At 63.3% G+C, this 26,048-nt stretch carries 16 protein-coding genes, 1 tRNA gene and 6 pseudogenes; 13 read left to right on the forward strand and 10 right to left on the reverse strand.

What is annotated here, in order from left to right:
• Positions 1 to 49 precede the first annotated feature (49 nt).
• A complete protein-coding gene (locus tag G3436_RS27015) occupies positions 50 to 220 on the reverse strand; it encodes a PA1571 family protein (protein ID WP_178116431.1) in 171 nt (56 codons plus the stop codon).
• Positions 221 to 435: 215 nt separating this feature from the next.
• On the opposite strand from G3436_RS27015, the pseudogene G3436_RS12005 reads away from it, so the two are divergent.
• The 4 genes and pseudogenes from G3436_RS12005 (at position 436) to mqo (ending at position 5,990) form a co-directional block, all read left to right on the forward strand.
• A pseudogene (locus tag G3436_RS12005) lies at positions 436 to 2,198 on the forward strand (ABC transporter transmembrane domain-containing protein).
• A 793-nt stretch (positions 2,199 to 2,991) separates the two neighbouring features.
• A pseudogene (locus tag G3436_RS28895) lies at positions 2,992 to 3,102 on the forward strand (hypothetical protein); the annotation flags it as partial.
• A 228-nt stretch (positions 3,103 to 3,330) separates the two neighbouring features.
• The gene (locus G3436_RS28900; protein WP_420801202.1) at positions 3,331 to 4,035 is read left to right on the forward strand and encodes a methyl-accepting chemotaxis protein; all 705 of its coding nucleotides are present in this window, start codon (positions 3,331 to 3,333) and stop codon (positions 4,033 to 4,035) included.
• A gap of 365 nt (positions 4,036 to 4,400) precedes the next feature.
• On the forward strand, positions 4,401 to 5,990 hold the full coding sequence (gene mqo / locus G3436_RS12015; protein WP_163945124.1) for a malate dehydrogenase (quinone): 1,590 nt from the start codon (positions 4,401 to 4,403) through the stop codon (positions 5,988 to 5,990).
• Between the two features lie 116 nt (positions 5,991 to 6,106).
• On the opposite strand, the gene G3436_RS12020 is transcribed toward mqo, so the two are convergent.
• Positions 6,107 to 6,183, reverse strand: a tRNA-Pro gene (locus G3436_RS12020).
• Positions 6,184 to 6,261: 78 nt separating this feature from the next.
• The gene (locus G3436_RS12025) at positions 6,262 to 6,483 is read right to left on the reverse strand and encodes a YgdI/YgdR family lipoprotein (RefSeq protein ID WP_163945127.1); all 222 of its coding nucleotides are present in this window, start codon (positions 6,481 to 6,483) and stop codon (positions 6,262 to 6,264) included.
• A gap of 200 nt (positions 6,484 to 6,683) precedes the next feature.
• Here G3436_RS12025 and moaB point away from each other — a divergent pair, with 200 nt between their 5' ends.
• Positions 6,684 to 7,223, forward strand: a complete 540-nt coding sequence (gene moaB, locus G3436_RS12030; RefSeq protein ID WP_163945130.1) for a molybdenum cofactor biosynthesis protein B — start codon at positions 6,684 to 6,686, stop codon at positions 7,221 to 7,223.
• Positions 7,207 to 8,432, forward strand: a pseudogene (locus G3436_RS12035) (molybdopterin molybdotransferase MoeA). Before moaB ends, G3436_RS12035 begins: the two are co-directional and overlap by 17 nt.
• Here the strand turns inward: G3436_RS12035 and G3436_RS12040 are convergent.
• Together G3436_RS12040 and G3436_RS12045 are read right to left on the reverse strand one after the other, a co-directional pair.
• Positions 8,421 to 9,663, reverse strand: a pseudogene (locus G3436_RS12040) (glycosyltransferase family 4 protein). The pseudogenes G3436_RS12035 and G3436_RS12040 overlap by 12 nt on opposite strands.
• A 69-nt stretch (positions 9,664 to 9,732) precedes the next feature.
• The gene (locus G3436_RS12045) at positions 9,733 to 11,187 is read right to left on the reverse strand and encodes a mannose-1-phosphate guanylyltransferase/mannose-6-phosphate isomerase (protein WP_163945133.1); all 1,455 of its coding nucleotides are present in this window, start codon (positions 11,185 to 11,187) and stop codon (positions 9,733 to 9,735) included.
• A 293-nt stretch (positions 11,188 to 11,480) separates the two neighbouring features.
• On the opposite strand from G3436_RS12045, the gene yegS reads away from it, so the two are divergent.
• Positions 11,481 to 12,380 (forward strand): lipid kinase YegS, encoded by a 900-nt coding sequence (gene yegS / locus G3436_RS12050; protein ID WP_163945136.1) that lies wholly within the window; start codon positions 11,481 to 11,483, stop codon positions 12,378 to 12,380.
• Here yegS and G3436_RS12055 read toward each other — a convergent pair.
• The 3 genes from G3436_RS12055 to G3436_RS12065 form a co-directional block, all read right to left on the reverse strand.
• Positions 12,364 to 13,023: a response regulator gene (locus tag G3436_RS12055; RefSeq protein ID WP_163945139.1), complete on the reverse strand. Its 660-nt coding sequence runs from the start codon at positions 13,021 to 13,023 to the stop codon at positions 12,364 to 12,366. The genes yegS and G3436_RS12055 overlap by 17 nt on opposite strands.
• On the reverse strand, positions 13,020 to 13,910 hold the full coding sequence (locus G3436_RS12060) for a sensor histidine kinase (RefSeq protein WP_163945197.1): 891 nt from the start codon (positions 13,908 to 13,910) through the stop codon (positions 13,020 to 13,022). Before G3436_RS12060 ends, G3436_RS12055 begins: the two co-directional genes overlap by 4 nt.
• A gap of 450 nt (positions 13,911 to 14,360) precedes the next feature.
• The gene (locus G3436_RS12065; protein ID WP_163945141.1) at positions 14,361 to 14,816 is read right to left on the reverse strand and encodes a histidine kinase; all 456 of its coding nucleotides are present in this window, start codon (positions 14,814 to 14,816) and stop codon (positions 14,361 to 14,363) included.
• 398 nt (positions 14,817 to 15,214) lie between these two features.
• On the opposite strand from G3436_RS12065, the gene G3436_RS12070 reads away from it, so the two are divergent.
• Together G3436_RS12070 and G3436_RS12075 are read left to right on the forward strand one after the other, a co-directional pair.
• On the forward strand, positions 15,215 to 16,150 hold the full coding sequence (locus G3436_RS12070) for a chemotaxis protein CheV (protein ID WP_163945143.1): 936 nt from the start codon (positions 15,215 to 15,217) through the stop codon (positions 16,148 to 16,150).
• A 76-nt stretch (positions 16,151 to 16,226) separates the two neighbouring features.
• Positions 16,227 to 17,026, forward strand: a pseudogene (locus tag G3436_RS12075) (MOSC domain-containing protein).
• A 75-nt stretch (positions 17,027 to 17,101) separates the two neighbouring features.
• On the opposite strand, the gene G3436_RS12080 reads toward G3436_RS12075, so the two are convergent.
• Entirely contained in the window at positions 17,102 to 19,030 is a 1,929-nt protein-coding gene (locus G3436_RS12080) for a transglycosylase SLT domain-containing protein (protein ID WP_163945145.1), read from the reverse strand.
• 210 nt (positions 19,031 to 19,240) lie between these two features.
• On the opposite strand from G3436_RS12080, the gene G3436_RS12085 reads away from it, so the two are divergent.
• Positions 19,241 to 21,157, forward strand: coding sequence for an ATP-binding cassette domain-containing protein (locus G3436_RS12085; RefSeq protein WP_163945148.1), 1,917 nt, complete (start codon positions 19,241 to 19,243; stop codon positions 21,155 to 21,157).
• A 42-nt stretch (positions 21,158 to 21,199) separates the two neighbouring features.
• On the opposite strand, the gene G3436_RS12090 is transcribed toward G3436_RS12085, so the two are convergent.
• Complete coding sequence (locus G3436_RS12090) at positions 21,200 to 21,643, reverse strand: universal stress protein (RefSeq protein WP_163945150.1); 444 nt, start codon at positions 21,641 to 21,643, stop codon at positions 21,200 to 21,202.
• Positions 21,644 to 21,751: 108 nt separating this feature from the next.
• On the opposite strand from G3436_RS12090, the gene G3436_RS12095 reads away from it, so the two are divergent.
• From G3436_RS12095 to fadA, 3 genes and pseudogenes are all read left to right on the forward strand, one after another.
• Positions 21,752 to 22,189, forward strand: coding sequence for a hypothetical protein (locus tag G3436_RS12095; RefSeq protein ID WP_163945151.1), 438 nt, complete (start codon positions 21,752 to 21,754; stop codon positions 22,187 to 22,189).
• A gap of 469 nt (positions 22,190 to 22,658) precedes the next feature.
• Positions 22,659 to 24,805 (forward strand): annotated as a pseudogene (gene fadB, locus G3436_RS12100) (fatty acid oxidation complex subunit alpha FadB).
• 29 nt (positions 24,806 to 24,834) lie between these two features.
• Entirely contained in the window at positions 24,835 to 26,010 is a 1,176-nt protein-coding gene (gene fadA, locus G3436_RS12105; protein ID WP_163945153.1) for an acetyl-CoA C-acyltransferase FadA, read from the forward strand.
• The last annotated feature ends 38 nt before the right edge of the window (positions 26,011 to 26,048 follow it).

A 26,048-nucleotide genomic window follows, 5' to 3' on the forward strand; every position in this document is an offset into this window, starting at 1 on the left:
CCAGGCATAAAAAAACCCGGCACAAGGCCGGGTTGATTGAATACGGGGCTCAGTCTTTCTTGGCGAGCTCGACCCGGCTTTTTTCCAGGTCCTCGCAGGCTTTCTTGATCATGTCTTCAGTGATCTCGATTTCCCTGCCCTGGGCATCGATGATCGACCCGCACGCCGGGTTCGGGTGGCCGGGTTGCTTCGCTTCGTTCGTGCTGTTGTGCAAGGTCATTGCCTGTCTCCTCATCAGGTTTCGCGCTCAGACTAGATCTGCGACATGACCGCTCAGTGACAGTTCCATCGACGATCCGTGACGGTTCCCACTCCACCAGAAAGCAGGACAATTCGCAGCGCCACTTTAGAACTAAACGCTCTAGCGACTGCTGCGCATGCTCTGCGCCGGGCTGGTGTAGGCTGTAGCCATCTGTGAATCAACGAAAGCGCCCTATGCCCAGCCTCCTGTCCTCCCGCCAACGCAGGCCCTGCAACTGGCCTGGCGTTTCATTCGACCCTACCGCAGGCAGGCCCTGGCCGCGCTGCTGGCGCTGGTGGTCACCGCCGGCATCACGCTGTCGATGGGGCAGGGCATTCGCCTGCTGGTCGACCAGGGTTTCATGACCCAGTCACCGCACCTGCTCAACCAGTCCATCGGCCTGTTCATGCTGCTGGTGGTGGCGCTGGCGATAGGTACCTTCAGCCGCTTCTACCTGGTGTCCTGGATTGGCGAGCGCTGCGTGGCGGATATTCGCCAGCAGGTATTCGATCACCTGGTGTACCTGCACCCAGGCTTTTTCGAGCGCAACCGCAGCTCGGAAATCCAGTCGCGCCTGACCGCCGATACCACCTTGCTGCAATCGGTGATCGGTTCGTCGCTGTCGTTGTTCCTGCGCAATGCGCTGATGGTGCTGGGCGGCATCGTGCTGTTGTTCGTCACCAACCCCAAGCTCACCAGCATCGTGGTGCTGGCCTTGCCACTGGTGCTGGCGCCGATCCTGATCTTTGGCCGGCGCGTGCGCAGCCTGTCACGCCAGAGCCAGGACCGTATCGCTGACGTCGGCAGCTATGTGGCCGAGACCCTCAGCCAGATCAAGACGGTACAGGCCTACAACCACCAGGCCCGTGACCAGCAGCGCTTCGGCCTGACGGTGGAGGCGGCCTTCACCACGGCCCGCCAGCGCATCGTGCAGCGCGCCTGGCTGATCACCCTGGTGATCGTGCTGGTGCTGGGTGCGGTGGGGGTGATGTTGTGGGTAGGCGGGATGGATGTGATCGCCGGGCGCATTTCCGGTGGCGAGCTGGCGGCGTTTGTCTTCTACAGCCTGATCGTCGGCAGCGCCTTCGGCACCTTGAGCGAGGTGATCGGCGAATTGCAGCGCGCGGCCGGGGCGGCCGAGCGGATTGCCGAACTGCTGGCGGCGCGCAGCGAGATCCATGCGCCCGTGACGGAGCTGGAGCGCCTGCCGGCGCGGGTCAGCGGTCGCCTGGAGCTGCAGGATGTGCATTTCGCCTACCCGTCGCGGCCTACGCCGGCCGCCATCGACGGCTTGAGCCTGAGTGTGATGCCGGGCGAAACGCTGGCGCTGGTCGGGCCTTCCGGCGCGGGCAAGTCGACCTTGTTCGACCTGCTGCTGCGCTTCTACGACCCGCAGCAGGGGCAGATCCTGCTGGACGGCCAGGCGCTGACCCGGCTCGACCCGCAGGACCTGCGTCGCCACTTCGCGCTGGTGGCGCAGAGCCCGGCGCTGTTCTACGGCAGCGTCGAAGACAACATTCGCTACGGCCGTGCCGAGGCCAGCAGCGCCGAGGTGGAGGCCGCTGCGCGCAGTGCGCACGCGCATGAATTCATCCTGCAACTGCCGCAGGGTTACCAGACCCACCTGGGCGATGCCGGGCTGGGCTTGTCCGGTGGGCAGCGCCAGCGCCTGGCGATTGCCCGGGCGCTGCTGGTGGATGCACCAATCCTGTTGCTGGACGAAGCCACCAGTGCCCTCGATGCGCAGAGCGAGCACCTCATTCAACAGGCTTTGCCTGCCCTGATGGCCGGGCGTACCACGCTGGTCATCGCGCATCGGCTGGCCACCGTGCAGCATGCCGACCGGATCGCGGTGATCGACCAGGGGCGCGTGGTGGCGGTCGGTACTCACCGCCAGCTGATTGCCGAAAACCCGTTGTACGCGCGCCTGGCGGCCCTGCAGTTCACGGCGGCATGAAGGAAATGTGACAGGATTTGTGCGGCTGTCACATTTCTGTAGCAATGCCCTGAGACTATCGGATCAGCTGTTGCGTAATGCTCAATGCAGGTTGGCTGCCATCGCTCGATGGCAGCTTTTTTTTGCCCGGTGAACGAGGACAAGGACGTCTTTGACTGGTGACACCTGGCGGTCGCCAGTTCCCCTATCCCTTGTTCCGAGATCCTTTCTGATGTCTCTGCGTAAATCCTTGCGACTGCAAATTCTTGCCCTGCTGGGCGGCAGCCTGTTGGCGATGCTGCTGATTGCCCTGGTGTGCTTCCAGTTCCTCTCGGCCAGTGTGCGCGGCTACGGCCAACTGGTCGAAGGGCCGCTGCAGGCTTCGCAACTGATCGACGAGGCCAACCTGCAATTCAAGGTACAGGTACAGGAATGGAAGAACGTGCTGCTGCGCGGCAAGCAGCCCGCCGAGATGGACAAGTACTGGCAGCAGTTCAGCGCCCGCGAGCAGCAGGTACAGGCGCTGTTGGCGCAACTGGTGCGTGACAACGGCGCGGATGCTGCGCTGCAGGCGCGACTGCAGACCCTCAAGGACAGCCATGCACAACTGGGCAGCGCCTATGCCCGCGGGCGCGATGCGTTCGTGGCCGCCGGGGCCGACCCGGCGGTGGGGGATCAGGCGGTCAAAGGCGTGGACCGTGCCACCAGCGAGCAAATGAGCGAGCTGGTCAGCCAGTTGCGCGCCGATGCCCAGGTCCAGGCTGCCGCCATCAGCGACAGTGCCCAGCGTACGGTATGGCTGGGCTTGCTGGTGATGCTCGGCTCGGCGCTGGGCATTGCGCTGTTCAGCCTGTGGCTGGTCAACCGCAGCCTGATCGAGCCGATCCGCGGCCTGATCGAGTATGTCGCGCACCTCAGCCAGGGCCGCTTCGATGCCCGTGTGGCCAGCGACCGGCAGGACGAGCTCGGACGCCTGGCGGTGGCGGCCAACACCCTGCGTGATTTTCTCGCGGACACGGTGGGGCGCCTGCAGGGCAATGCCGCTGAGCTGGATACGGCCAGTGGTGAGCTGCGCAGCCTTGCGGCCGGCATGGCGCGGGGTACCGAAGACCAGTTCCAGCGCACCGATCAGGTGGCGACGGCGATGCACGAAATGTCTGCCACGGCCCAGGAGGTTGCCCGGCATGCCGCGGATGCCGCCCGCGCCGCCGATGACGCCGACCACAGTGCCCAGGCCGGCGAGCAGGTGATGCAGGCAACCATTGCCACCATCGACGCGGCCAATCAGGAAATTGCCGGCACGGCGGCGGTGATCCGCCATCTGGAGCAGGACAGTGCACGTATCGGCAAGGTGCTGGAGGTGATCCGCGCGATTGCCGAGCAGACCAACCTGCTGGCACTCAATGCGGCGATCGAGGCGGCGCGTGCCGGCGAGGCCGGGCGCGGCTTTGCGGTGGTGGCCGACGAGGTGCGCAATCTGGCCCAGCGTACCGCGGCGTCGATCGCCGAAATCAACCAGATCATCAGCGCCGTGCAGTCCGGTGCGGTCGAGGCGGTCAAGGCCATCGAAAGCGGCCAGGCGCGCAGTGAGGAAGGGGCCGAACAGGTTCAGCGCGCGGGCCAGATGTTGCAGCGCATCACCCATGCGGTGGAGGCGATCCGCGACATGAACCGCCAGATCGCCACGGCCGCCGAAGAGCAGACCAGTGTGGCCGAAGACATTTCGCGCAACCTGGTCGAGATCACCCGCATCGCCACCAGCAACCAGTCTGCCGTGCAGCGCACTGAACAGGCGGGGCATCGCCTGCACGACCTGTCGGGGCAGTTGGGCGAAGTGACGGCGCGGCTCAAGGCCTGATGGGGGAAATCCGCCACATGCTGGCACTGCAGCCTGGCAATGTGGCGGATTGTCGCCAGAAAAACCGCTAAAGATGGGGTGCGACCACACGTCCTAGCTATTAGCCGTTGGTCTTGATGAAGTTGGCCCGTTTCATGCTTAAGGCGACCCAGGCTTAAGCCTTGCAAGATACCCAGGGTTGCCACGGCAGCCACGGCGTTACGACCGTTCCCCCCCGCTACAACGATACCCCAGCCGCCAGCCAGGCCATTGCCTGGGCGTCACGCGCAACAGGCGTGGCCAGCGCGAGCAGAACCATAAGAGACGGGCGTGCATTCAGGGCGTGGCGGTCATTGCCAACTACTTCACTTCAATTGGATTGAACTATGAAAAAAATCCTGCTGACGCTCCTGTGCCTGAGCGTCGTTGGCTGCTCCAAGCCCGGTGAACCGGAAAAAACCGTCGACGTCCTGCTGATCGGCGGCGGCATCATGAGCGCAAGTCTGGGGACCTACCTCAACGAGCTGGAGCCTGAATGGTCCATTGACGTCTACGAGCGCATGGACAAGGTTGCCGAAGAAAGCTCCAACGCCTGGAACAACGCCGGTACCGGCCACTCCGCCTTCTGCGAGCTGAACTACACCAGCGAAGCCGCTGACGGCAGCATGGACATCAGCAAGGCGGTGGGCGTCAACGAACAGTTCGAGATCTCCAAGCAGTTCTGGGCGTACCAGGTCGAGCAGAAGGTGCTGAACAACCCGACGTCGTTCATCAACAACGTGCCGCACATGAGCTTTGTGTGGGGCGACAAGAACGTCGAGTTCCTCAAGAAACGCCACGCCGCCCTGCAACACAGCTCGCTGTTTCGCGGCATGGAGTACTCCGAAGACCACGCGCAGATCCAGAAGTGGGTGCCGATCGTGATGGAAGGCCGTGCCGCCGACCAGAAGATCGCCGCCACCCGCATGCCGATTGGCACCGACGTGAACTTTGGCGAAATCACCCGCCAGCTGTTCGCTTCGCTGACAAAGCACGACAACGTCAAGCTGCACACCTCGCACGAAGTGCGTGACATCGTGCGCAATGCCGACAGCACCTGGACCGTGGTGGTCGCCGACCTCGCCAACAAAGGCGTCGAGTCCAGCGTCAAGGCCAAGTTCGTGTTCATCGGTGCCGGGGGTGGCGCGCTCAAGCTGCTGCAGAAGTCCGGTATCCCTGAAGCAGACGGCTATGCCGGTTTCCCGGTGGGCGGCCAGTTCCTGATGACCGATAACCAGGACATCGTCAAGCGCCACAAGGCCAAGCTGTATGGCAAGGCGTCGGTCGGCGCGCCGCCGATGTCGGTGCCGCACCTGGACACCCGTGTCATCGATGGCAAGGAAGTGCTGCTGTTCGGCCCGTTCGCGACCTTCTCCACCAAGTTCCTGAAAAACGGCTCGTTGCTGGACATGTTCTCGGCACTGACCACCCACAACATCATGCCGATGACCCATGCCGGTATCGACAACATCGACCTGAGCACCTACCTGATGGGCCAGTTGATGCTGAGCTTCGAAGACCGCATGCATAACCTGCGCGAGTACTTCCCGAACGCCAAGAACGAAGACTGGAAGCTGCTGCAGGCCGGCCAGCGCGTTCAAGTGATCAAGAAAGACCCTGTGCACGGTGGCATCCTGCAGTTCGGTACCGAGGTCGTGGCTGCGCAGGACGGCACCATCGCCGCGCTGCTGGGCGCATCGCCAGGTGCCTCGACGGCGGCACCGATCATGCTGACCGTGCTGGAAAAGACCTTCAAGGATCGCATCAAGACCCCTGAGTGGCAGGCCAAGCTGAAAGAGATCGTGCCGACCTACGGCCAGAAGCTCAACAACAACATTGAGCTGACCAACAAGACCCGTGAGTGGAGCAGCTCGCGTCTGAACCTGCTGTTCGTGCCGGTGCTGCCGGACGAGACCGCGGTGGCGGTGTCGCAGTAACGCCAGGTTCATCCCTCGCGGCTCAGGCCTGCGCCCGCTAAGCGCAGGCCTGACCGTGGCAGCACCCGCCAGAAACCACAAAGCCCGCGCATGCGGCTTTGTGGTTTTTGCCAAGCTGGTCGGAGAGACAGGATTCGAACCTGCGGCCTTCTCGTCCCGAACGAGACGCGCTACCTGGCTGCGCTACACTCCGCTAACAAAAAGTCTACTCACAAATCCTCGTTCGGCAAGCCTCTGCTCGTCGCCTGATGCCTGCCGGGCCGGGTGGCCGTTACAGCTCCTTGACGGTGCGGATCTGGTCCTTGTTGATGCGGGTATTCTTGCCATCGAGTTGTTCGAACTCGTAGAAGCCCGAGTCATCGTCGTATTTGGGGGTGTCGACGGCCTGGATCTCACGCCCGTCATTGAGCGTGATCACGGTAGGCGACGCACACCCGGCCAGGGTGCCCAGGCCCAGGGCCAGCAGGAAGGCGGGGAGGGTCCGTTGAATCATGTGCTTTCTCCGATCAGGGGGACGTTTGCGGTTAATGTGTGTGAGACGCGCCAGGTCGCGGCAAGTTCCTTGCAACTTGAGCATAGCGGCTGAACACCGGCATTGACCGGGAACAATGCCAGGCGCCGCAGGCGGGCGGGGTGGCAAAGGCCTGTGATATAACACCGTCCATTCCTCCCCTGTTATGGATGCAAGGCCCCATGAAAGCCAAGGCTGATGTACCGTTCGTGCCGCTCAACATTGCCGTGCTGACCGTCAGCGATACCCGTACCCTGCAAACCGACACCTCTGGCCAGGTCTTCGTCGATCGCCTGAGCGACGCCGGCCACGCCTTGGCCGCACGCGTGCTGCTCAAGGACGACCTCTACAAGATCCGCGCCCAGGTCGCCAACTGGATCGCCGACGAACAGGTGCAGGTGGTGCTGATCACCGGCGGTACCGGTTTCACTGGCCGCGACAGCACCCCCGAGGCGGTCGCCTGCCTGCTCGACAAGCAGGTCGATGGCTTTGGCGAACTGTTCCGCCATATTTCCCTGGCCGATATCGGCACCTCCACCGTGCAGTCGCGAGCCCTGGCCGGCCTGGCCAACGGTACGCTGGTGTGCTGCCTGCCCGGTTCGACCAATGCGGTGCGTACCGGCTGGGACGGGATTCTTGCCGAGCAGTTGGATGCACGTCATCGCCCCTGCAATTTCGTCGCCCACCTCAAGCAAGCCGCTGCGTGTGAAAGCCGTGGCTGAGCCTGGCGTAGCACAGCCGCTACTGCCGGTGGAACAGGCGCTGGAACGCCTGCTGGCGCTGGCCGACGCCGCCCCCATCCGCGACTGTGAAAGCGTGCCGCTGGCCAAGGCCGGGGGGCGGGTATTGGCCGAGGCGCTGGTCGCCGGCCTCGATCTGCCGCCGTGGCCCAACAGTGCCATGGACGGTTACGCGTTGCGCCTGGCCGACTGGCAGGGCGAGCCGCTGGTGGTCAGCCAGCGGATCCTCGCCGGGCATGCACCGGCGCCGCTGCAGCCTGGCACCTGTGCACGCATCTTCACCGGTGCGCCGTTGCCGGCCGGGGCCGACTGCGTCGAGATGCAAGAGAACGCCCAGGTGCTGGACGATCAGCGCGTGCGTTTCACCGAGCCACTGCGCCTTGAGCAGAATGTGCGCCCACAGGGCCAGGAAACCGCGCGGGTGAAACGGTGCTGGACGCCGGCACGCGGCTCGGGCCGATCGAGCTGGGGCTGGCGGCCTCGCTGGGATGTGCGGTGCTTTCGGTGGTGCGCAAAGTGCGTGTGGCGGTGTTGTCGACCGGCGACGAACTGGTCGAGCCGGGCCTGCCGCTGGGGCCGGGGCAGATCTACAACAGCAACCGCCGCCTGCTGCTCAGCTGGTTGCAGCGCCTTGGCTGCGAGGTGGTGGACGCCGGCATTCTGCCGGACGATCTGACGCTGACCCGCGAGCGCCTGGGGCAGCTCAACGATGTCGACCTGATCTTGTCCACCGGCGGGGTGTCGGTGGGTGAGGCCGACTACCTGGGCATCGCCCTGCGCGAAGCGGGCGAGCTGGCGCTGTGGAAGCTGGCGATCAAACCGGGCAAGCCGCTGACGTTCGGGCATTTTCGCGGGGTGCCGGTGATCGGTTTGCCCGGCAATCCGGCCTCGACGCTGGTCACCTTCGGCTTGCTGACGCGTCCGTACCTGCTGCGCCGTCAGGGTGTGCAGGATGTCGCGCCGCTGCAGTTCAGCGTGCCGGCCGGGTTCGACTGGCCAAAGCCGGGCAACCGTCGCGAGTACCTGCGTGGGCGCATGGAGCATGGCCAGGCGCTGATCTACAAGAACCAGAGCTCGGGTGTACTGCGCAGCGCCGCCTGGGCCGAAGGCCTGGTGCAGGTGCGCGAAGGCACCGCGCCAGGCAAGGGCGACAGCGTGCAGTTCATTCCGCTCAGCGAGCTACTCGGCTGATGGCAGCAGGCCTGCGCTGGCACGGTTGTCGCCCAGCGGCACCTGTGCGGCCAGGCGTGCATGCACGCTCTCCAACTGCGCAGCGGCCAGGCTCCAGTCATGCTGCTCACGCACAAACTGGCGTGCGGCGTGTGACAGTTGCTGCATGCGCAGGGGGTGGCTCAGCAGGCGCGTGATGATCATGGCCAGCTCGTCGGCATCATCCCCCGCCAGGTAATGCTCGCCATTGCGTACGGCCAGCCCGGACACGCCCTGCGCGGTGGTCACCACCGGCAAGCCGGCGGCCATGGCCTCGAGCAGCTTGATCTTGCAGCCCCCGGCATGGCGCAGGGGTGCAAAGAACAGCGCGCAATGGCGCTGCAGCTCACGCAGGTCGGGCAGGTAGCCGATCCATTCGATGCGCGGGTCGTTCCAGCGCAGCTTCCAGTGGGCCGGCAGGGCATGCCCGACCACCGCCAGGCGCACCGCAGGGTTGTGTGACCAGACGTGGGGAAGTATGTCCTCCAGTGCCCACTCCAGCGCCTCCAGGTTGGCCCCATACTCGAAATTGCCGACAAACAGCAGGCGCTGGCTGTGCGCGCAGGGGTTGATGTGCTGGTAGTGTTCGGCGTCTACGCCATTGATCACCACCGTGGCCGTGCGTCCGGTAAGGCGACCGATCTGTTCGGCATCGCAGGGGCTGACCGCGACCACCTCGCTGGCCTGGCGCAGCACCCGTGATTCCCAGCGCCGATAGCGCCAGCGGTCGAAGCTGTTGAACGGGCGCAGCCACAGCGGCAGGCGGTCCTGACAGACGGCACCGCCCACCGACTCGACATGATGCTCACTGACCATGAACGCAGGCCGCTGGCCTGCAGTGCCTTCTCGAAGGGTTGGAAGCTGTAGCTGTGTTCGATCTGGATCACGTCCCACGGTTCGCGCAGCAGGCCTTCGAAGCAATGGCGCAGGTGCGGCGCCAGGCCGTTGATGCTGGCCGCATCGGGTAGCTGACATACAGCGCGGCCAGCAGGTTTAGCGGGCTGTGCAAGGGCCTTCGCGGCAACACGATGAGGCGCTCTACCCAGGGCTCGAGTGCCTGGCGGGCGGCGTCGCCAAGGGGCTCCTTCGATTGCGTCAGCAGCGTGATCCGATGCCCGCGCTGGGCCAGGCCGCGCAGCAGGTGATATTGCCGGGTTTTGCTGCCGCTGGTGGTAGGCCAGGGCAGGTAGGGCAGTGTCCAGAGTACGCGCATGAGCCATTTCCTCTCTTGCCCCGGGGGGGGGCGTCGACAGGCAGATACGAAAACGCGCCCTCATGGGCCTCAGCTGATCGCTGCGGCCGGGGCGCGTCCATAGATATCAGTAAAGCGCACGATGTCGTCCTCGCCCAGGTATTCGCCGCTTTGTACTTCGATCATGACCAGCTCGATCACCCCTGGGTTGCTCAGGCGGTGCTCACGCCCCGGTTTGATGAAGGTCGACTCGTTGGTGTCGAGCAGAAACTCCTCTTCACCGTTGGTCACGCAGGCCATGCCGCTGACGACGATCCAGTGTTCGCTGCGGTGGTGGTGCATCTGCAGCGACAGGCACGCCTGCGGGCGGACCATGATGCGCTTGATCTTGAAGCGCGGGCCTTCCTCCAGCACGGTGTAGGTGCCCCAGGGGCGGGTCACGGTGCGGTGCAGGCGGTAGGCGTCGTGGTCCTGGCGCTTGAGTTGCTGGGCAATCAGTTTGACTTCCTGGCTGCGGCTTGCGTCGGCAATCAGCAAGGCGTCGGGGGTGTCGATGATGATCAGGTTGTCCAGGCCGATGCCGCCGACCAGCCGCCGTGGCGAGTCGATGTAGCAGTTGCTGACGTCCAGCAGTACGGTCTCGCCGTTGCACTGGTTGCCCTGGGTGTCGCCCGGCACCAGGCTGCGCACTGCACGCCAGCAGCCGATGTCGCTCCAGCCCAGGTGGCTGGGCAGTACTGCAACCCGGGTGGAGTGCTCCATCACGGCGTAGTCGATGGAGATGTCGGTGACGGCTTCAAAGCTTTGCGGGTCCAGCTCCAGTTGCAGGCAGCCGCTGCCTTGTTTGCTCGGGCTCTGGCGCATGCACTGGCTGACGGCCTCCAGCACCTGTGGGGCGTGGGTTTGCAGCTCGTGCAGGATGGCGTCGACACGCAGGCAGAACATGCCCGCATTCCACAGGTGCTGGCCACCGTCAACGTAGCGCTGGGCAGTGTCGGCGTCGGGCTTTTCGACAAAGCGCGCCACGCGAAAGCCGTGTGCATCCAGCGGCGCGCCTTGCTCGATGTAGCCGAAGCCGGTCTCTGGTTGGGTCGGCACCAGGCCGAAGGTGGTCAGCCAGCCCTGGTCGGCGAGCGCGCGGGCGCGTTCAACGGCCTGCCCGAACGCCGTCAGGTCGGTGATCAGGTGGTCTGCCGGCAGCACCAGCAGTTGTGCATCTTCGCCATACTCGCGGGCACAGTGCAGGGCTGCGGCGGCGATTGCCGGTGCGGTGTTGCGCCCGAAGGGTTCCAGAATGAAGTCCAGGGGCATGCCTGCCTTGTTCAATTGACGGTATTCATCCTGGGTGCGGAAGAACACTTCGCGATTGGTCACCGTCAGTACGCGGGCCACACCCTCCAGCGCGCAGGCCCGGGCGAAGGTCTTCTGCAGCAGGCTCTGGCCGTCGGGCATGCGCATGAACGGCTTGGGCATGGCTTCGCGGGACACTGGCCACAATCGGGTGCCGGCACCGCCGGCAATGATGCAAGGAATCAGTACGCTCATTTCACACAGCCTCGTGTCCGGTGCACTGCGGGTGCAGTGCGATAGCAGGGGAAACCTGGCAGGCATTTGCTCAATGAGTCAAAAAAGTGACTTTTATCACTGGCGACATCCGTGAGGGCCAATTATTTGTCGAATCATGCGCCTCGATTAAAGGTCTTTCAACGCTATTTGTGTGAAAAGGCGGTTTTTCCTGTAGCTGGCATGCAGCAAAAGCGTGGTGTAATCGGTCGATATGACATGTGCCGCCTGGCGCAGGCTGCTGTCGGCAGCGGGTGGTGGACCGGGGAGGTGGTATGAGCGAGCGCAAGGCGTTGTTGATTCTGCATGGCAAGCAAGCCATGAACGAAGCGGTGCGGGAGGCGGTGAACGGTTTGCGCGAGCGCGGCTGGCAGCTTGACGTGCGCCTCACCTGGGAAGGCGGGGATGCACAGCGCCTGGTGCGGGAGGCCCTGGCTGGCGGTTATCCGCACCTGGTGGCCGGTGGTGGCGATGGCACGCTGCGTGATGTGGCGCAGGCCATGGCCCAGGCCGGCACTGCGGCCAGCCTGGCCCTGATGCCGCTGGGCACTGCCAACGATTTTGCCAGGGCCGCCGGTGTGCCGTTGGAACCTGCCCAGGCGCTGGCGCTGCTCGACGTGCCCGCCCAGGCGATCGACCTGGGTGGGGTGGGCGAGCAGGTGTTTCTCAACATGGCCACGGGCGGGTTTGGCAGCCAGGTCACCGCCAACACCTCCGAAGACCTCAAGAAGGTGCTGGGGGCCGCCGCTTACCTGTTTACCGGGCTGTCGCGCTTCAGCGAACTGCGCGCCGCTTCGGTGGCGTTGCAGGGGCCGGATTTTCACTGGCAGGGCGAGCTGCTGGCGCTGGGTATCGGCAATGGACGCCAGGCCGGCGGCGGGCACCTGCTGTGCCCGCAGGCACAGGTGGATGACGGCCTGCTCGACGTCAGTATTCTGCCAGCCCCGCAGGAAGTGGTCGGCACTTTGCGCGACCTGCTCAGCGACGGCCTGGGGCTGGACAACCTGTTCGTGCGGGCACGCCTGCCGTGGGTCGAGCTCAAGAGCGCCGAGGGCCTGGACATCAACCTCGACGGCGAGCCGCTGCAGGGCGACAGCCTGCGTTTCGAGGCGCTGCCCGGGGCGCTGCGGGTGCACCTGCCGCACGACTCGGCGCTGCTCAGTCGTCCAGGCTGATGATCTGCTCGCGCACGGCGAACAGCACCAGACCGGCCACGTCAAAGATCTGCAGGCGCTTCATGATCTGTGAGCGGTGCGTTTCGACGGTCTTGATGCTCAAGCCAAGGCCGTTGGCGATTTCGCGGGTGGATTTGCCGCGCACGATCAGGCGCAGGATTTCCAGCTGGCGCGCCGTGAGGTTGTGGTTCTCGGCGGCGTCAGGCTTGTTGCCCTGGGCGCGCAGCAGCGCCTGGTTGATCACGGTGTGCGCGATGGCCGGGCTCAGGTAGCGTTCGTCGCTGCGCAAGGCTGCCAGCGCCTGCTCCAGCTCGGCTGCGGTGGTGTCCTTGAGCAGGTAGCCGTGCGCGCCCATCTCCAGAGCGCGCATGATCAGATCGGGATCGGTGTGCATCGACAGGATCAGCACCTTGCTGCGACAGCCGGCGGTTTGCAGGCGGCCCAGGGCCTCGAGGCCGCCGGTCGAGCGCATGGAAATATCCAGCAACACGATGTCCGGGTCCAGTTGCACAACCAGTTCGAGCAGTTGACTGCCGTCACTGGCTTCGCCGATGACGGCATAGCCGGGAATGTCGGCCACCAGGGCGCGCACGCCGGCACGAATCAGGGAGTGGTCGTCCACCAGCAACAAATTACAGGTCATGGGGCTTTACTTGTAGTGGCGCGCTCATGGGTGCGCGGTGCCCAGGGGAACAGCACGTCGATATGGGTGCCCTGGCCGGGCTGGCTGGTGACGGTCAGGCGGCCGTTGAGCAGGCCGACCCGCTCACTCATGCCGGCCATGCCGCGCTGGCCTTCGTCGCCAGGGGCGGCTGCCGGGGTGAAGCCCTGACCGTCGTCACTGATCGAGAGGGCCAGCCCTTCAGGGGTGCGTTGGATGCGTACGCTCAGGTTGCGGGCCTGGGCATGGCGCAGCGTATTGGTGACGGCTTCCTGGGTAATGCGAAAGGCCGCAATGGCCATGTCTTCGGGGATGCCGCCCAGGCGTTGCTTGCACTCCAGGCTCCAGTGCACATCGGTGTTCTCGAGCGTGCGCAGCAGGTGCGCGCGCAGGCTGGCCTCAAGGCCCAAGCTGGCGAGTTGGCGCGGGTTGAGTATCGCCGACACGTCGCGCACGTTGGCGAGGGTGTCGTCCAGGGTACTGCGCAGTATGGCGCAGTGTTCCTGCAGTGCTGCCGGCAGGCGCCGTTGCAGCCAGTCGGCTTGCAGCTTGGCGGCTGTCAGCAGTTGGCCGATGTCGTCATGCAGTTCGCGGCTCAGGCGCTGGCGTTCGCTTTCCTGCACTTCAAGCAGGCGATGGGCCAGTTCCTGTGGGCGCATGGCAATCGAGCGTGCGGCCTGGCGCAGTTGCCAGCCGATGGCGAGCAGTGCGGCCAGTTGCAGCGCCAGCAGGCTGCCCGGCATCGGCGCTGCGCGCAGGTACAGGTACAGGTTTGCTGCAGCCGACACCAGGCACAGCAGGGCGCTCAGCCAGTGCAGCAGAGTCGCCCCGGGCAGGCGGCGCTTGAGTGTCTTGAGGCTTGAGAGCATAGGGAATGAAGCCACTGAAGTATCGCTGTTGAAAGCCGGTCAAAGGTCGAACTAGAGACGTTTGTGGTAACGCCTTCAATAACTTTTTACAGTCGCGCGAAGCACCCGCAACAGACACTTCTGAGTACGCTGCAAATGCCGAACTACAGCACTGCAAACTGTCGGTGAGCGGCTCGCGTCGGGCATAGTATCACTTCATTTGGAAATGGTCGCGGGGCATGCAGGTTGTCTTAATGATCAGTTTTTATGGGTGGTACGCCCGTTCCGAATGATGTGAAGTCTAGCATTTTGCCATCATCCGTGGCGATGGCAAACTTTGAGTAGAAGGTCTTCTGTATTTTCTCGGTGCCCTCTGACAGAACTATCTGTGAATTCTGTAAGTTAATTCTTAGTGTTGAGAAAACGCATGCGAAATAATCTGCTGCGCATGCTCTTTCTCAAACGCTTAGTTCAACAAGTTCGTGTGTCGAATGCAGAGGGTAAGGCGGGGGAAGTGTGAGAGGTGGGCAGGTGCTTCAGGCGGGTTTCCAGTTCGCTCAACAGGCTCAGTTGTTCGTGGTTGTCCAGCGACAGTTGCCCGGTGTGCGGGTCGATCAGTTCCAGTTGCCAGGCCAGCAGGCTCAGGCATGCCTGAAGCGTCGGCAGGGCGTAATGCAAACGATTGCGTGATGGCTCTGGTGCGAGCCGGTCTCGCAACTGTTGGCAGAAGTCGGCGATCTGCGGTTGTACGTGCCGTTGTGCCTGCCCGGCCAATGTGCCGAGGGTGCTCACCAGGCAATCGCAGGCATCGGCATCCTCGCCAATCAGGTCGAGGTGCGACAGGCACTCCTGGGCGCGGGTCAGCAAGACGTGGGCGTCGACCAGGAAGTCGGGTAGGGCGCTGATGTCTGCCGTCGTGTCGGGCATCAGTCGTTTCCCGCCGGTGGCAGGCTTTCAAAGGGGGCGAGAACGCTCTGGAATCCGTGGTTTTGCGGGGCGCACGGACTGGACGGCCACAACAAGGCAATAGCAAACAAGAGCCTGACTCCATTCATGCAATGAGAATGGCGTCACATTAATGGCTAAAGGATATTGCGAATATCAGGTCTCACCTGATTGTCGCTAAGGGTTTCCCCGATACCACGCCGCGTTTGCGACACTTTTAGGCGATGTGCGACAGAACGAGGCGTGAGCGCAGTAAACCATGATGCTAAAGTGACATCAATGCCCCCGGCAGCATTTTATTTTGGGGGTCAAGCCACGACGAGTGCGGCCGATACAGGGTCGATCTATTCAATTTTTGCAACACGCCTGGGGGTTGTTTAATGGCTGGCATTCTCGACACGGTAGACCAAAGAACGCAGCTGGTAGGCGAGAACCGCCTGGAAATCCTCATGTTTCGCCTGGCCGGTCGGCAGTTGTTCGCGATCAACGTGTTCAAGGTGCAGGAAGTGCTGCAACTGCCCAAGCTGACGCTGATGCCGCAGCGCCACGCGTACGTGTGCGGTGTGGTCAACCTGCGCGGCCAGACCCTGCCGGTGATCGACCTGTCGCAGGCGATCGGCATGCGTCCGCTGGTGCCGGGCCCCGACAGCACGATCATCGTCACCGAGTACAACCGTTCGGTGCAGGCGTTTCTGGTGGGTGGCGTGGACCGCATCGTCAACATGAACTGGGAGGCGATCATGCCGCCGCCGGCCAGCGCCGGGCGCCAGCATTACCTGACCGCGATCAGCAAGGTCGACGAGCAGTTGGTCGAGATCATCGATGTGGAGAAGGTGCTGGCCGAAATCGTGCCTTACAACGCCAAGGTCTCCCGCGACAAGCTCGAAGATCCGGTGCTGGCGCGAGCGCGCGGGCGCGAGGTGCTGCTGGTGGACGATTCCACCGTGGCCCTGTCGCAGTTGCGCGAAACGCTGGGGCAATTGGGCGTCAAGATGCATGTCGCCAGCGATGGCCTCAAGGCGTTGAAGATGCTCAAGGCGTGGGCTGACGCAGGCGAAGACATGTGCGAAAAGCTGCTCATGATCTTCACCGACGCCGAAATGCCGGAGATGGACGGTTATCGCCTGACCACCGAGATCCGCAACGACCCACGCTTGCGCGGCCTTTACGTGGTACTGCATACATCGTTGTCTGGCAGCTTCAACGAGTCGATGGTGAAAAAGGTCGGCTGCGACAATTTCCTCTCCAAGTTCCAGCCCGACAAACTGGTGGACGTGGTGCGCCAGCGCCTGGTGCTGGATGACGCGACCGTGTGATCCCGTGATGATTGCCGGCAGCCGTTGCCCGGCGCGCGGTGTAAGCTGGCGCCTTTGATCATGAGGGAGCAGGCCCATGCGTCTGAGCGCGTTGTATCGTTACCCCATCAAGTCGGCCCAGGGGCAGTCCTTGAGCCAGGCACCGTCGGGCCCACTGGGCCTGCTCGGGGACCGACGCTGGATGCTCGTCGAGCAGGATAACGGGCGTTTTCTGACCCAGCGTGCCTACCCGCAGATGAGCCAGTTGTCGCGCTTTATGCGACTGACGGCGGTCTGCGCCTGAGTGCTCCGGGGCTTGACCCGCTGCAGGTTGCAGTGCCCGAGCCAGACAGCGACTTGCGCGGTGTGACCATCTGGCGTGACACCTTGCGTGTACCCGATGCGGGTGATGCGGCGGCCGACTGGCTGAGTCACTTCATCGGCAAGCCGGTGCGCCTGGTGCATGTGCCTGAGCCACGTACCCGTTATCTGCCGGCAGGTTACGGCGATAACGCTGATCGGGTGGCGTTCGCCGATGGTTTTCCGCTGTTGCTGATTGGCCAGGCGTCGCTCGATGACCTGGTACAGCGCGTTGGGCGACCGCTGCAGATGCTGCGCTTTCGGCCCAATCTGGTAGTGGAGGGCAGTGCACCGTTCGCCGAGGATGGCTGGGAGCGCATTCGCATTGGCGAGTTGACCTTCCGCGTGCTCAAGCCTTGCACACGTTGCATCCTGACCACCATTGACCCGCAGACGGGCGAGCGCAGCGAAGACCGCGAGCCGCTCACCACGCTCAAGACCTACCGGCAGAAGGAGGGCGATGTGCTGTTCGGGCAGAACCTGGTGGCGGACGGGGAGGGCGTGCTCGAGGTGGGGATGCCGGTCGAGGTGCTATAGACGCCGGCTTTGCCGGCGAAGGGCCTGCGCTGGGCATCAGCTCCACCACAGGCTCGCGCACGGCTGGCGACGCGCTTACTGGTCGTCGAAATACCGCTCATGCCAATCCACCAGCGGCTGCGGCGAATTGAGCTTCTGCCCGTAGATCACCGAGTACGACAGTACGTTCTGCACATACTGGCGGGTTTCGTCGAACGGGATCGACTCCACCCACACGTCAAAGCTCAGGTGGTCGGCACCGCGCAGCCACTGGCGTACGCGCCCAGGGCCGGCGTTGTACGCCGCTGAAGCCAGCACCCGGTTGCCATTGAACTGCCCGTGTACCTGGCTCAGGTACGCCGCACCCAGCTGGATGTTCTTGTCCGGGTTCAGTACCTGCGCCGGCGAGGCCAGCGGTATGTTGAACTTGCGCGCGGTCTCCTTGGCCGTGGCCGGCATCAGTTGCATCAGGCCACTGGCGCCCACATGGGAGCGCGCGTCGTCCATGAAGGCGCTTTCCTGGCGAGTGATCGCGAACACCCAGCTCGAATGCAGGCCGCGCACCTTGGCTTCACGCACCAGTGTGTCGCGGTGGGCCATCGGGAAACGGATGTCCAGGTCGTCCCAGTACTGCGCCTGGCTGATGGTGCGAATGGCCGGGAAGTACCAGCGCATTTCGTAGGCCAGGCGGGCCTGGGCAACCATTTCGTCACGGTTGAAATGACGGCTGACGTGATACCACTCACGGCGCCCGTCGACGATCTGGCCGCGCGCATGGAACTCCAGTGCACGGCGCACGCCTGGGGTATTGCGCACCTTGTTGATCAACTGCTGGCTGAGCACCAGTGGCCGGTTGTTGAGCTGGTATGGCGTTTGCGCCCGGTCGGCGGCGAGGAAGCCGTAGAAATCACGCTCGCGCGCTACGGTCTTGTACAGCAGCGGAATCTGCGGGTTCTTCGGCTGTGCCAGTTCCAGGCTGCGCGCCTGCCAGTAGCGCCAGCGGTTGGTACTGGCCAGGTCTTGCGGCAGGCGTTTGGTCAGCTCGTAGGCGTCTTCCCAGCGTGCCAGGCGCAACAGCAGGCGCAGGCGCCACTCGGTGACGGTGTTGTCACGCAGTTCGGGGTCATATTTGCTCATCAGCGGCAGCGCCCGCGGGTCATAGCGGCGCGCCAGGGTCAGGCCGATCTCGCGTGCAATCGCGACTTTCTCGTCACGCGAGAAATGCATGCGGTTGGCGTAGTCGTCCAGCAGCGCCATGGCCCGCTCCGGGTCTTGCCGGGCCAGGCGGCGCAGGCCCAGGCTGACCACGTCGGACATCGCTTCGTCGGCCGGGGTGAAGCGTGACGGGTTGTTCAGCAGTTCCGGCTTTTGCGCCACGTCGAGCAGCAGTCGACCCTGGGCACCCAGGGTGCTCAGGCCCTTGACCAGGGTATTGGCCAGCGCGTAGTTGCGCGCTTGCGCCGCCAGCTTGGCCCGCTCCCAGCGCTTTTGCTCGGTCAGCTGGCCCTCGGCGGCCCAGCGGTCGAACAGCGCATCGCAGGCCGCCGGCTGCGACTTGCCGACCAGCCAGAGTTTTTCTGCGCTGGCATAACCTTCTGCGCGCAGGTTGTGGCTGAGCTGGTACTGGCCGTTGAGGCAGTCGAGCTCGGTGAAATTCAGTTTCGCGTCGTAGTACTTGACGAAGGGTTGCCAGTCACCGCGTTCGGCCAGCCAGCGCAACCAGCGCAGCTTCATCCAGTTGGCCTGGGGCAGGTCGCCGTGCTCGGCAAGAAACGTCTCGATTTCGGCGTTGCTTGCACTCTTGAGACGTGCGGTCAGTTCGTCGTACGCCAGGTAGGGCTCCAGCGGGTAATCGCGCAGGGCCTGTTCATAGCGCCGGTACGGGCCGCTGTCGCCTTTGGCCAGGGCGCGCTTGGCTTCATCATAGAACTGGCGTTGCTGCACCAGGTCGGCGGCGTGAGCAGTACCGGCCGCCGAGGCGGAAAAAAGCAGACAGGATACGAGGCTGAGCAGGCTGCGGCGCATGATACTTCCGGACAGTTTGAACAAGAACGAGTGTCGGCAGCGCCAGCACTGGTGGGATCACGGGCTTAAGCTTAGCCGGTTGCCGGGGGCGGAAGAAAGCATTGTGCTTGTATTGGCGTGTAAAGAAGACCGCGGGCGGCGACGCGACCATGCGTAATGTGAAGCAGGCCCAACTCAGGTAGAATGCGCCCCCGGTTTTTGGAGAAGATCATGACCCTGCTCAAATTAAGCGATGTGTCCCTTGCGTTCGGCGCCATGCCGTTGCTGGACAAGGTGTCCTGGCAGATCGCCCGTGGTGAGCGGGTCTGCATCATCGGCCGCAACGGCACAGGCAAGTCGAGCATGCTGCGCCTGGTCAAGGGCGACCAGAAGCCCGATGAAGGCGATGTATGGCGCGCCCCAGGGCTCAAGATCGGCGAGTTGCCGCAGGAACTGCCGGTGGCTGACGGGCGGACCGTGTTCGACGTGGTGGCCGAAGGCCTGGACGGCGTCGGGGCGCTGCTCGCCGAATACCATCACCTGAGCCAGAACATCCACACCGATGCCGACCTGGAAAAGCTCATGCACGTGCAGAGCGATCTGGAGGCGCGTGACGGCTGGCGCCTGCAGCAACTGGTCGACAGTACCCTGAGCCGCCTGCAACTGCCGGCCGACAAGACCCTGGCCGAGCTGTCCGGTGGCTGGCGTCGCCGCGTGCTGCTGGCCCAGGCGCTGGTGTCAGAGCCCGACCTGCTGCTGCTCGACGAACCGACCAACCACCTGGACATCGGCGCCATTGCCTGGCTTGAAGATGCCCTCAGCGGTTTTGGCGGCGCCGTGCTGTTCATCACTCACGACCGCTCCTTCCTGCAGAACCTGGCCACACGCATCCTGGAGCTGGACCGTGGCGGCCTGATCGACTGGAACGGCGACTACGCCAGCTTCCTGGTGCACAAGGAAGCTGCGCTGGCGGCCGAAGAAACCGCCAATGCACTGTTCGACAAGAAGCTTGCCCAGGAAGAAGTGTGGATTCGCCAGGGCATCAAGGCCCGGCGTACCCGCAACGAAGGCCGTGTACGTGCGCTCAAGGCGCTGCGCGTCGAGCGTAGCGAGCGCCGCGAGCGCCAGGGCAAGGCCAACATCCTGCTCGATGTCGCGGAAAAATCCGGCAAGCAGGTGATGGTGCTGGAGAACGTGAGCTTCGCCCACCCGGGTGGCCCGTTCCTGGTCAAGGACTTCTCCATGGTGCTGCAGCGCGAGGACCGCATCGGCCTGCTGGGTGCCAACGGTACTGGCAAGACCACGCTGCTCAAGCTGATGCTGGGCGGGCTGGAGCCAAGCGAAGGCAAGGTGGAGGCGGGTACCCGCATCGAAGTCGCGTACTTCGACCAGTTGCGCCATCAGTTGGACCTGGAAAAAACCGTTATCGAGAACATGGCCGAAGGCCGTGATTTCATCGAGATCGATGGGCAGAACCGCCATGTGCTGAGCTACCTGGGCGACTTCCTGTTCAGCCCTCAGCGTGCGCGCACGCCGGTCAAGGCACTGTCTGGTGGTGAGCGTGCGCGCCTGCTGCTGGCCAAGCTGTTCAGCAAGCCGGCCAACCTGCTGGTGCTTGACGAACCGACCAACGACCTGGATGTCGAGACCCTGGAACTGCTCGAAGAAGTGTTGGCTGGCTTCAAGGGCACCGTGCTGATGGTCAGCCACGACCGGGCCTTCCTCGACAACGTGGTGACCAGCACCCTGGTGTTCGAAGGTGATGGCAAGGTACGCGAGTACGTTGGTGGTTATCAGGACTGGATTCGCCAGGGCGGTTCGCCGAAGTTGCTTGGCGTCAGCGAGAGCAAGTCGGGCAAGTCCGAGCTCAACACCGCAGTGGTCGAGGCCGTGCCGGAGCCGGTAGCCGCGCCAGTGGCGACCGAAGGCAAGAAGAAGCTCAGCTACAAGCTGCAGCGCGAGCTGGAAGCCTTGCCAGGCCAGATCGATGCCCTGGAGCAGAAGATGGCTGGCGTGCAGGCGCAGATCGCAGATGCTGGCTTCTATCAGCGTCCGATCGATCAGACTTCGGCGGTGCTGGCTAGCCTTGAGCAGTTGCAGGGTGAGCTGGACACGCTGGTGGAGCGTTGGGCAGAACTGGACAGCTGATGCCTGCAAGGCCCGCTGTGCACAACAGCGGGCCTTGTGGTTTTACTCGGCTTTTTTCTGCAGGCGTACCGCCAGCACATCGCACGGTGCGCCGTGCAGCACGTCATTGGCGGTGGAGCCCAGCAGCAGCGCCAGGCCGTGACGGCCATGGCTGCCCACCACGATCAAATCGCACTTCTGGTCCTTGGCCAACTGGTGGATTTCCTGGCGTGGCTGGCCGTAGGTCAGGTGGGAGTCGCCGCGCACGATATCCGGGTACTTGTTGAACAGCCGGTCCATGCGCTCCTTGGCCTGGTCGAACTGCTGTTGCTGCAATTGCGACAGGTCCATCGGCACGTCGCCGCCAAAGGCCATGGCCATCGGTTCCACGATATGCACCAGCGAGACCTTGGTGCCGCCAGCGACGGCCAGTTCCTTGGCGCGCTTGATCACCGGGTCGCATTCTTCGGTCAGGTCGACGGCGACCAGTATGTGTTCGTAGGGCATGAGAGGCTCTCCTGACAATCGCGATAGTTAAAGTATGGTCGGTTTCAGGCTGATCGCATCCAGATGGCTAACCAGCTCATTTGCAAAGTGTTTATAGGAATAACAGATATGACGGTCTGGGTAGTAGTGTCAATCCTTGCGCTGGTGCTCAGCCCCATGGTCTGGTTGTTGCCGTCGCGCCGTACCAGTGGGCGCATGGCGCTGCGCCTGGAGGCTCGGCGCATGGGCTTGGCGATGCAACTCAAGGCCCAGACCTGGCCGCACTGGCTGCCGGAAGAGCCGCCTCACACCTGTGCACAGTTCCATTGCGCGCGGCGTCGCGGGCGCAGCGACAGCTGGAGCTACTTCCAGGTGGCAGCGGGGGTGTGGCAGAACCAGTGGCAGGAAACCTGTACCGACCAGCGGGTACTGCGCCACTTGGCGCGGCTGCCCGAGAGTGTCTACAAGGTCGAGGCTGATGCACAGATGATTGCAGTGTGCTGGGGGGAGAAGGGTGACGCGGCTGTGTTGCAGGATATTGCGCAGTTGCTGAAGGAGCTGGCCTGAGATGAATGCCGAGCCCTGCGCCGGCTACGCCACGCTGGCTGTAGGCGCCGGCCTCGGCGGCGAAGGGCATCAAGCAGATGCAGCAGAATAAAAAAGGCCAGGCAGGCCGGAATCTCTTCAGTACGTCCCCAGTGTAGTCGCTCACGTTTATCCCGCCCCGCGCATTCTGCGATTTGTGCACCCATCACCTGCATGAATGTTCATCGATCACTGTCATCGTGGTTGGGCGCCCGTGCGCGCAAAATGACCGCAAAGTCGCGTTTTGTCTGTACTTAAGGGTATTTGACAACGGCAGCCATTTCGGTGAATGTGTGCGTACCCAAATCAAACGGGCGTATGAATTGAGCGTTTGTATGTCAGAAGACGCTTACAGAATCCCGACTATCGCGCTGACGGGTGTGCCTGGTGCAAGCGTTCGTACCAGCGTTTGGCGTGTACAGTTCAGCTTCCATATCGTGGAGATCAGTTGATGATTTACGAAGGTAAAGCCATCACGGTTAAGGCTCTTGAAAGTGGCATCGTCGAACTGAAGTTCACCTCAAGGGTGAGTCCGTCAACAAGTTCAACCGTCTTACCCTGAACGAATTGCGTCAGGCCGTAGACACCATCAAGGCAGATGCGTCGGTCAAGGGTGTGATCGTCAGCAGCGGCAAGGACGTGTTCATTGTCGGCGCCGACATCACCGAATTCGTCGACAACTTCAAGCTGCCCGATGCAGAGCTGGTTGCAGGCAACCTCGAAGCCAACAGAATCTTCAGTGATTTCGAAGACCTCGACGTTCCCACGGTGGCTGCGATCAACGGCATCGCCCTGGGTGGCGGCCTGGAAATGTGCTTGGCGGCCGACTTTCGGGTCATGTCCAGCAAGGCCAAGATCGGTCTGCCTGAAGTCAAGCTGGGTATCTACCCGGGCTTCGGCGGCACCGTGCGCCTGCCCCGCCTGATCGGTGCCGACAATGCCATCGAGTGGATTGCCGCCGGCAAGGAAAACCGCCCAGAAGACGCGCTGAAAGTCGGCGCAGTCGATGCCGTGGTCGCCCCTGAGAAACTGCAGGAGGCCGCGCTGGCGCTGCTCAAGCGTGCCATCAGTGGCGAGCTGGACCACAAGGCCAAGCGCCAGCCCAAGCTCGAGAAGCTCAAGCTCAACGCCATCGAGCAGATGATGGCGTTCGAAACCGCCAAGGGCTTCGTTGCCGGCCAGGCCGGCCCGAACTACCCGGCCCCGGTCGAGGCGATCAAGACCATCCAGAAAGCCGCGAACTTCGGTCGCGACAAGGCGTTGGAAGTCGAAGCAGCCGGCTTCGTCAAGCTGGCCAAGACCTCGGCCGCGCAGAGCCTGATCGGCTTGTTCCTGAACGATCAGGAGCTGAAGAAAAAGGCCAAAGCCTATGACGAAATTGCCCAGGACGTGAAGCAGGCCGCCGTGCTCGGCGCCGGCATCATGGGCGGCGGCATCGCCTACCAGTCGGCGTCCAAAGGCACGCCGATCCTGATGAAGGACATCAACGAGCACGGCATCGAGCAGGGCCTGGCCGAAGCGGCCAAGCTGCTGGTCAGCCGTGTCGACAAAGGCCGCATGACCGCCGCGAAAATGGCCGAAGTGCTCAACGGCATTCGTCCGACCCTTTCCTATGGTGACTTCGGTCACGTCGATCTGGTGGTCGAAGCCGTCGTCGAGAACCCCAAGGTCAAGCAGGCCGTGCTGGCTGAAGTGGAAGACCAGGTCAAGGCGGACACCATCCTTGCCTCCAACACCTCGACCATTTCCATCAGCCTGCTGGCCAAGGCCCTCAAGCGTCCGGAAAACTTCGTCGGCATGCACTTTTTCAACCCGGTGCACATGATGCCGCTGGTGGAAGTGATCCGTGGCGAGAAGTCCAGTGAGCTGGCCGTGGCCACCACCGTTGCCTATGCCAAGAAAATGGGCAAGAACCCGATCGTGGTCAATGACTGCCCGGGCTTTTTGGTCAACCGCGTGCTGTTCCCGTACTTCGGCGGTTTTGCCAAGCTGGTGAGCGCGGGCGTGGACTTCGTGCGTATCGACAAGGTCATGGAAAAATTCGGCTGGCCGATGGGCCCGGCGTACCTGATGGACGTGGTCGGCATCGACACCGGCCACCACGGCCGTGACGTGATGGCCGAGGGTTTCCCGGACCGCATGAAGGATGACCGTCGTTCGGCCGTGGACGTGCTCTATGAAGCCAAGCGCCTGGGCCAGAAGAACGGCAAGGGCTTCTATGCCTACGAGACCGACAAGCGCGGCAAGCAGAAGAAGGTCGCCGACCCGTCGGTACTCGAAGTGCTCAAGCCGATTGTGTACGAGCAGCGCGAGGTCACCGACGACGACATCATCAACTGGATGATGGTCCCGCTGTGCCTGGAAACCGTGCGTTGCCTGGAAGACGGCATTGTCGAGACGGCTGCCGAGGCCGACATGGGCCTGGTCTACGGTATCGGTTTCCCTCCGTTCCGCGGCGGTGCGCTGCGCTACATCGATTCGATCGGGGTGGCCGCGTTCGTTGCCCTGGCTGACCAGTACGCCGACCTGGGCGCGCTGTACCACCCCACCGAGAAGCTGCGCGAGATGGCCCGCAACGGCCAGAGCTTCTTCGGTTAAGCGCCCATCGACTAGAGCGAGAATATTGTATGAGCTTGAATCCAAGAGACGTCGTGATCGTCGACTTCGGTCGTACGCCGATGGGCCGCTCCAAGGGCGGCATGCACCGTAACACCCGCGCCGAAGACATGTCGGCGCACCTGATCAACAAGCTGCTGGAGCGTAACGCCAAGGTCGACCCGACTGAAGTCGAGGACGTGATCTGGGGTTGCGTCAACCAGACCATGGAGCAGGGCTGGAACATCGCGCGCATGGCCTCGTTGATGACCCAGATCCCTCACACTGCGGCCGGCCAGACCGTCAGTCGCCTGTGCGGCTCGTCGATGAGTGCGCTGCACACCGCTGCCCAGGCGATCATGACCGGCAACGGTGATGTGTTCGTGATCGGCGGCGTGGAGCACATGGGGCACGTCAGCATGATGCACGGGGTCGACCCGAACCCGCACATGTCACTGCATGCGGCCAAGGCCTCGGGCATGATGGGCCTGACTGCCGAAATGCTCGGCAAGATGCACGGCATCAGCCGTGAGCAGCAAGACGCCTTTGGCTTGCGTTCGCACCAGCTCGCCCACAAGGCGACGGTCGAAGGCAAGTTCAAGGATGAGATCATCCCGATGCAGGGTTATGACGAGAACGGCTTCCTCCAGGTCTTCGACTACGATGAAACCATTCGTCCGGACACCACGCTGGAAAGCCTGGCGGCCCTCAAGCCAGCGTTCAACCCCAAGGGTGGCACGGTGACTGCGGGCACATCGTCGCAAATCACCGACGGTGCCTCGTGCATGATCGTGATGTCGGCCCAGCGCGCCCAGGACCTGGGTATCCAGCCGCTGGCGGTACTGCGTTCGATGGCGGTAGCCGGTGTAGACCCGGCGATCATGGGCTACGGCCCGGTGCCGGCAACCCAGAAAGCCCTCAAGCGCGCGGGCCTGAGCATTGCCGATATCGACTTCTTCGAGCTCAACGAAGCCTTCGCTGCACAGGCTCTGCCGGTGCTCAAAGATCTGAAAGTACTCGACAAGATGAATGAGAAGGTTAACCTGCACGGCGGCGCAATCGCCCTGGGTCATCCTTTCGGTTGCTCCGGTGCGCGGATTTCCGGCACGCTGCTCAATGTCATGAAGCAGAATGGCGGGACCTTGGGCGTGTCGACCATGTGCGTCGGCCTGGGCCAGGGGATCACCACCGTCTTCGAACGCGTGTAAGCGTTTCGTTGTCGGAAGCCGGGGCCCTGTGCCCCGGT

This window comes from Pseudomonas brassicae, from assembly GCF_010671725.1.
GTDB lineage: Bacteria > Pseudomonadota > Gammaproteobacteria > Pseudomonadales > Pseudomonadaceae > Aquipseudomonas > Aquipseudomonas brassicae.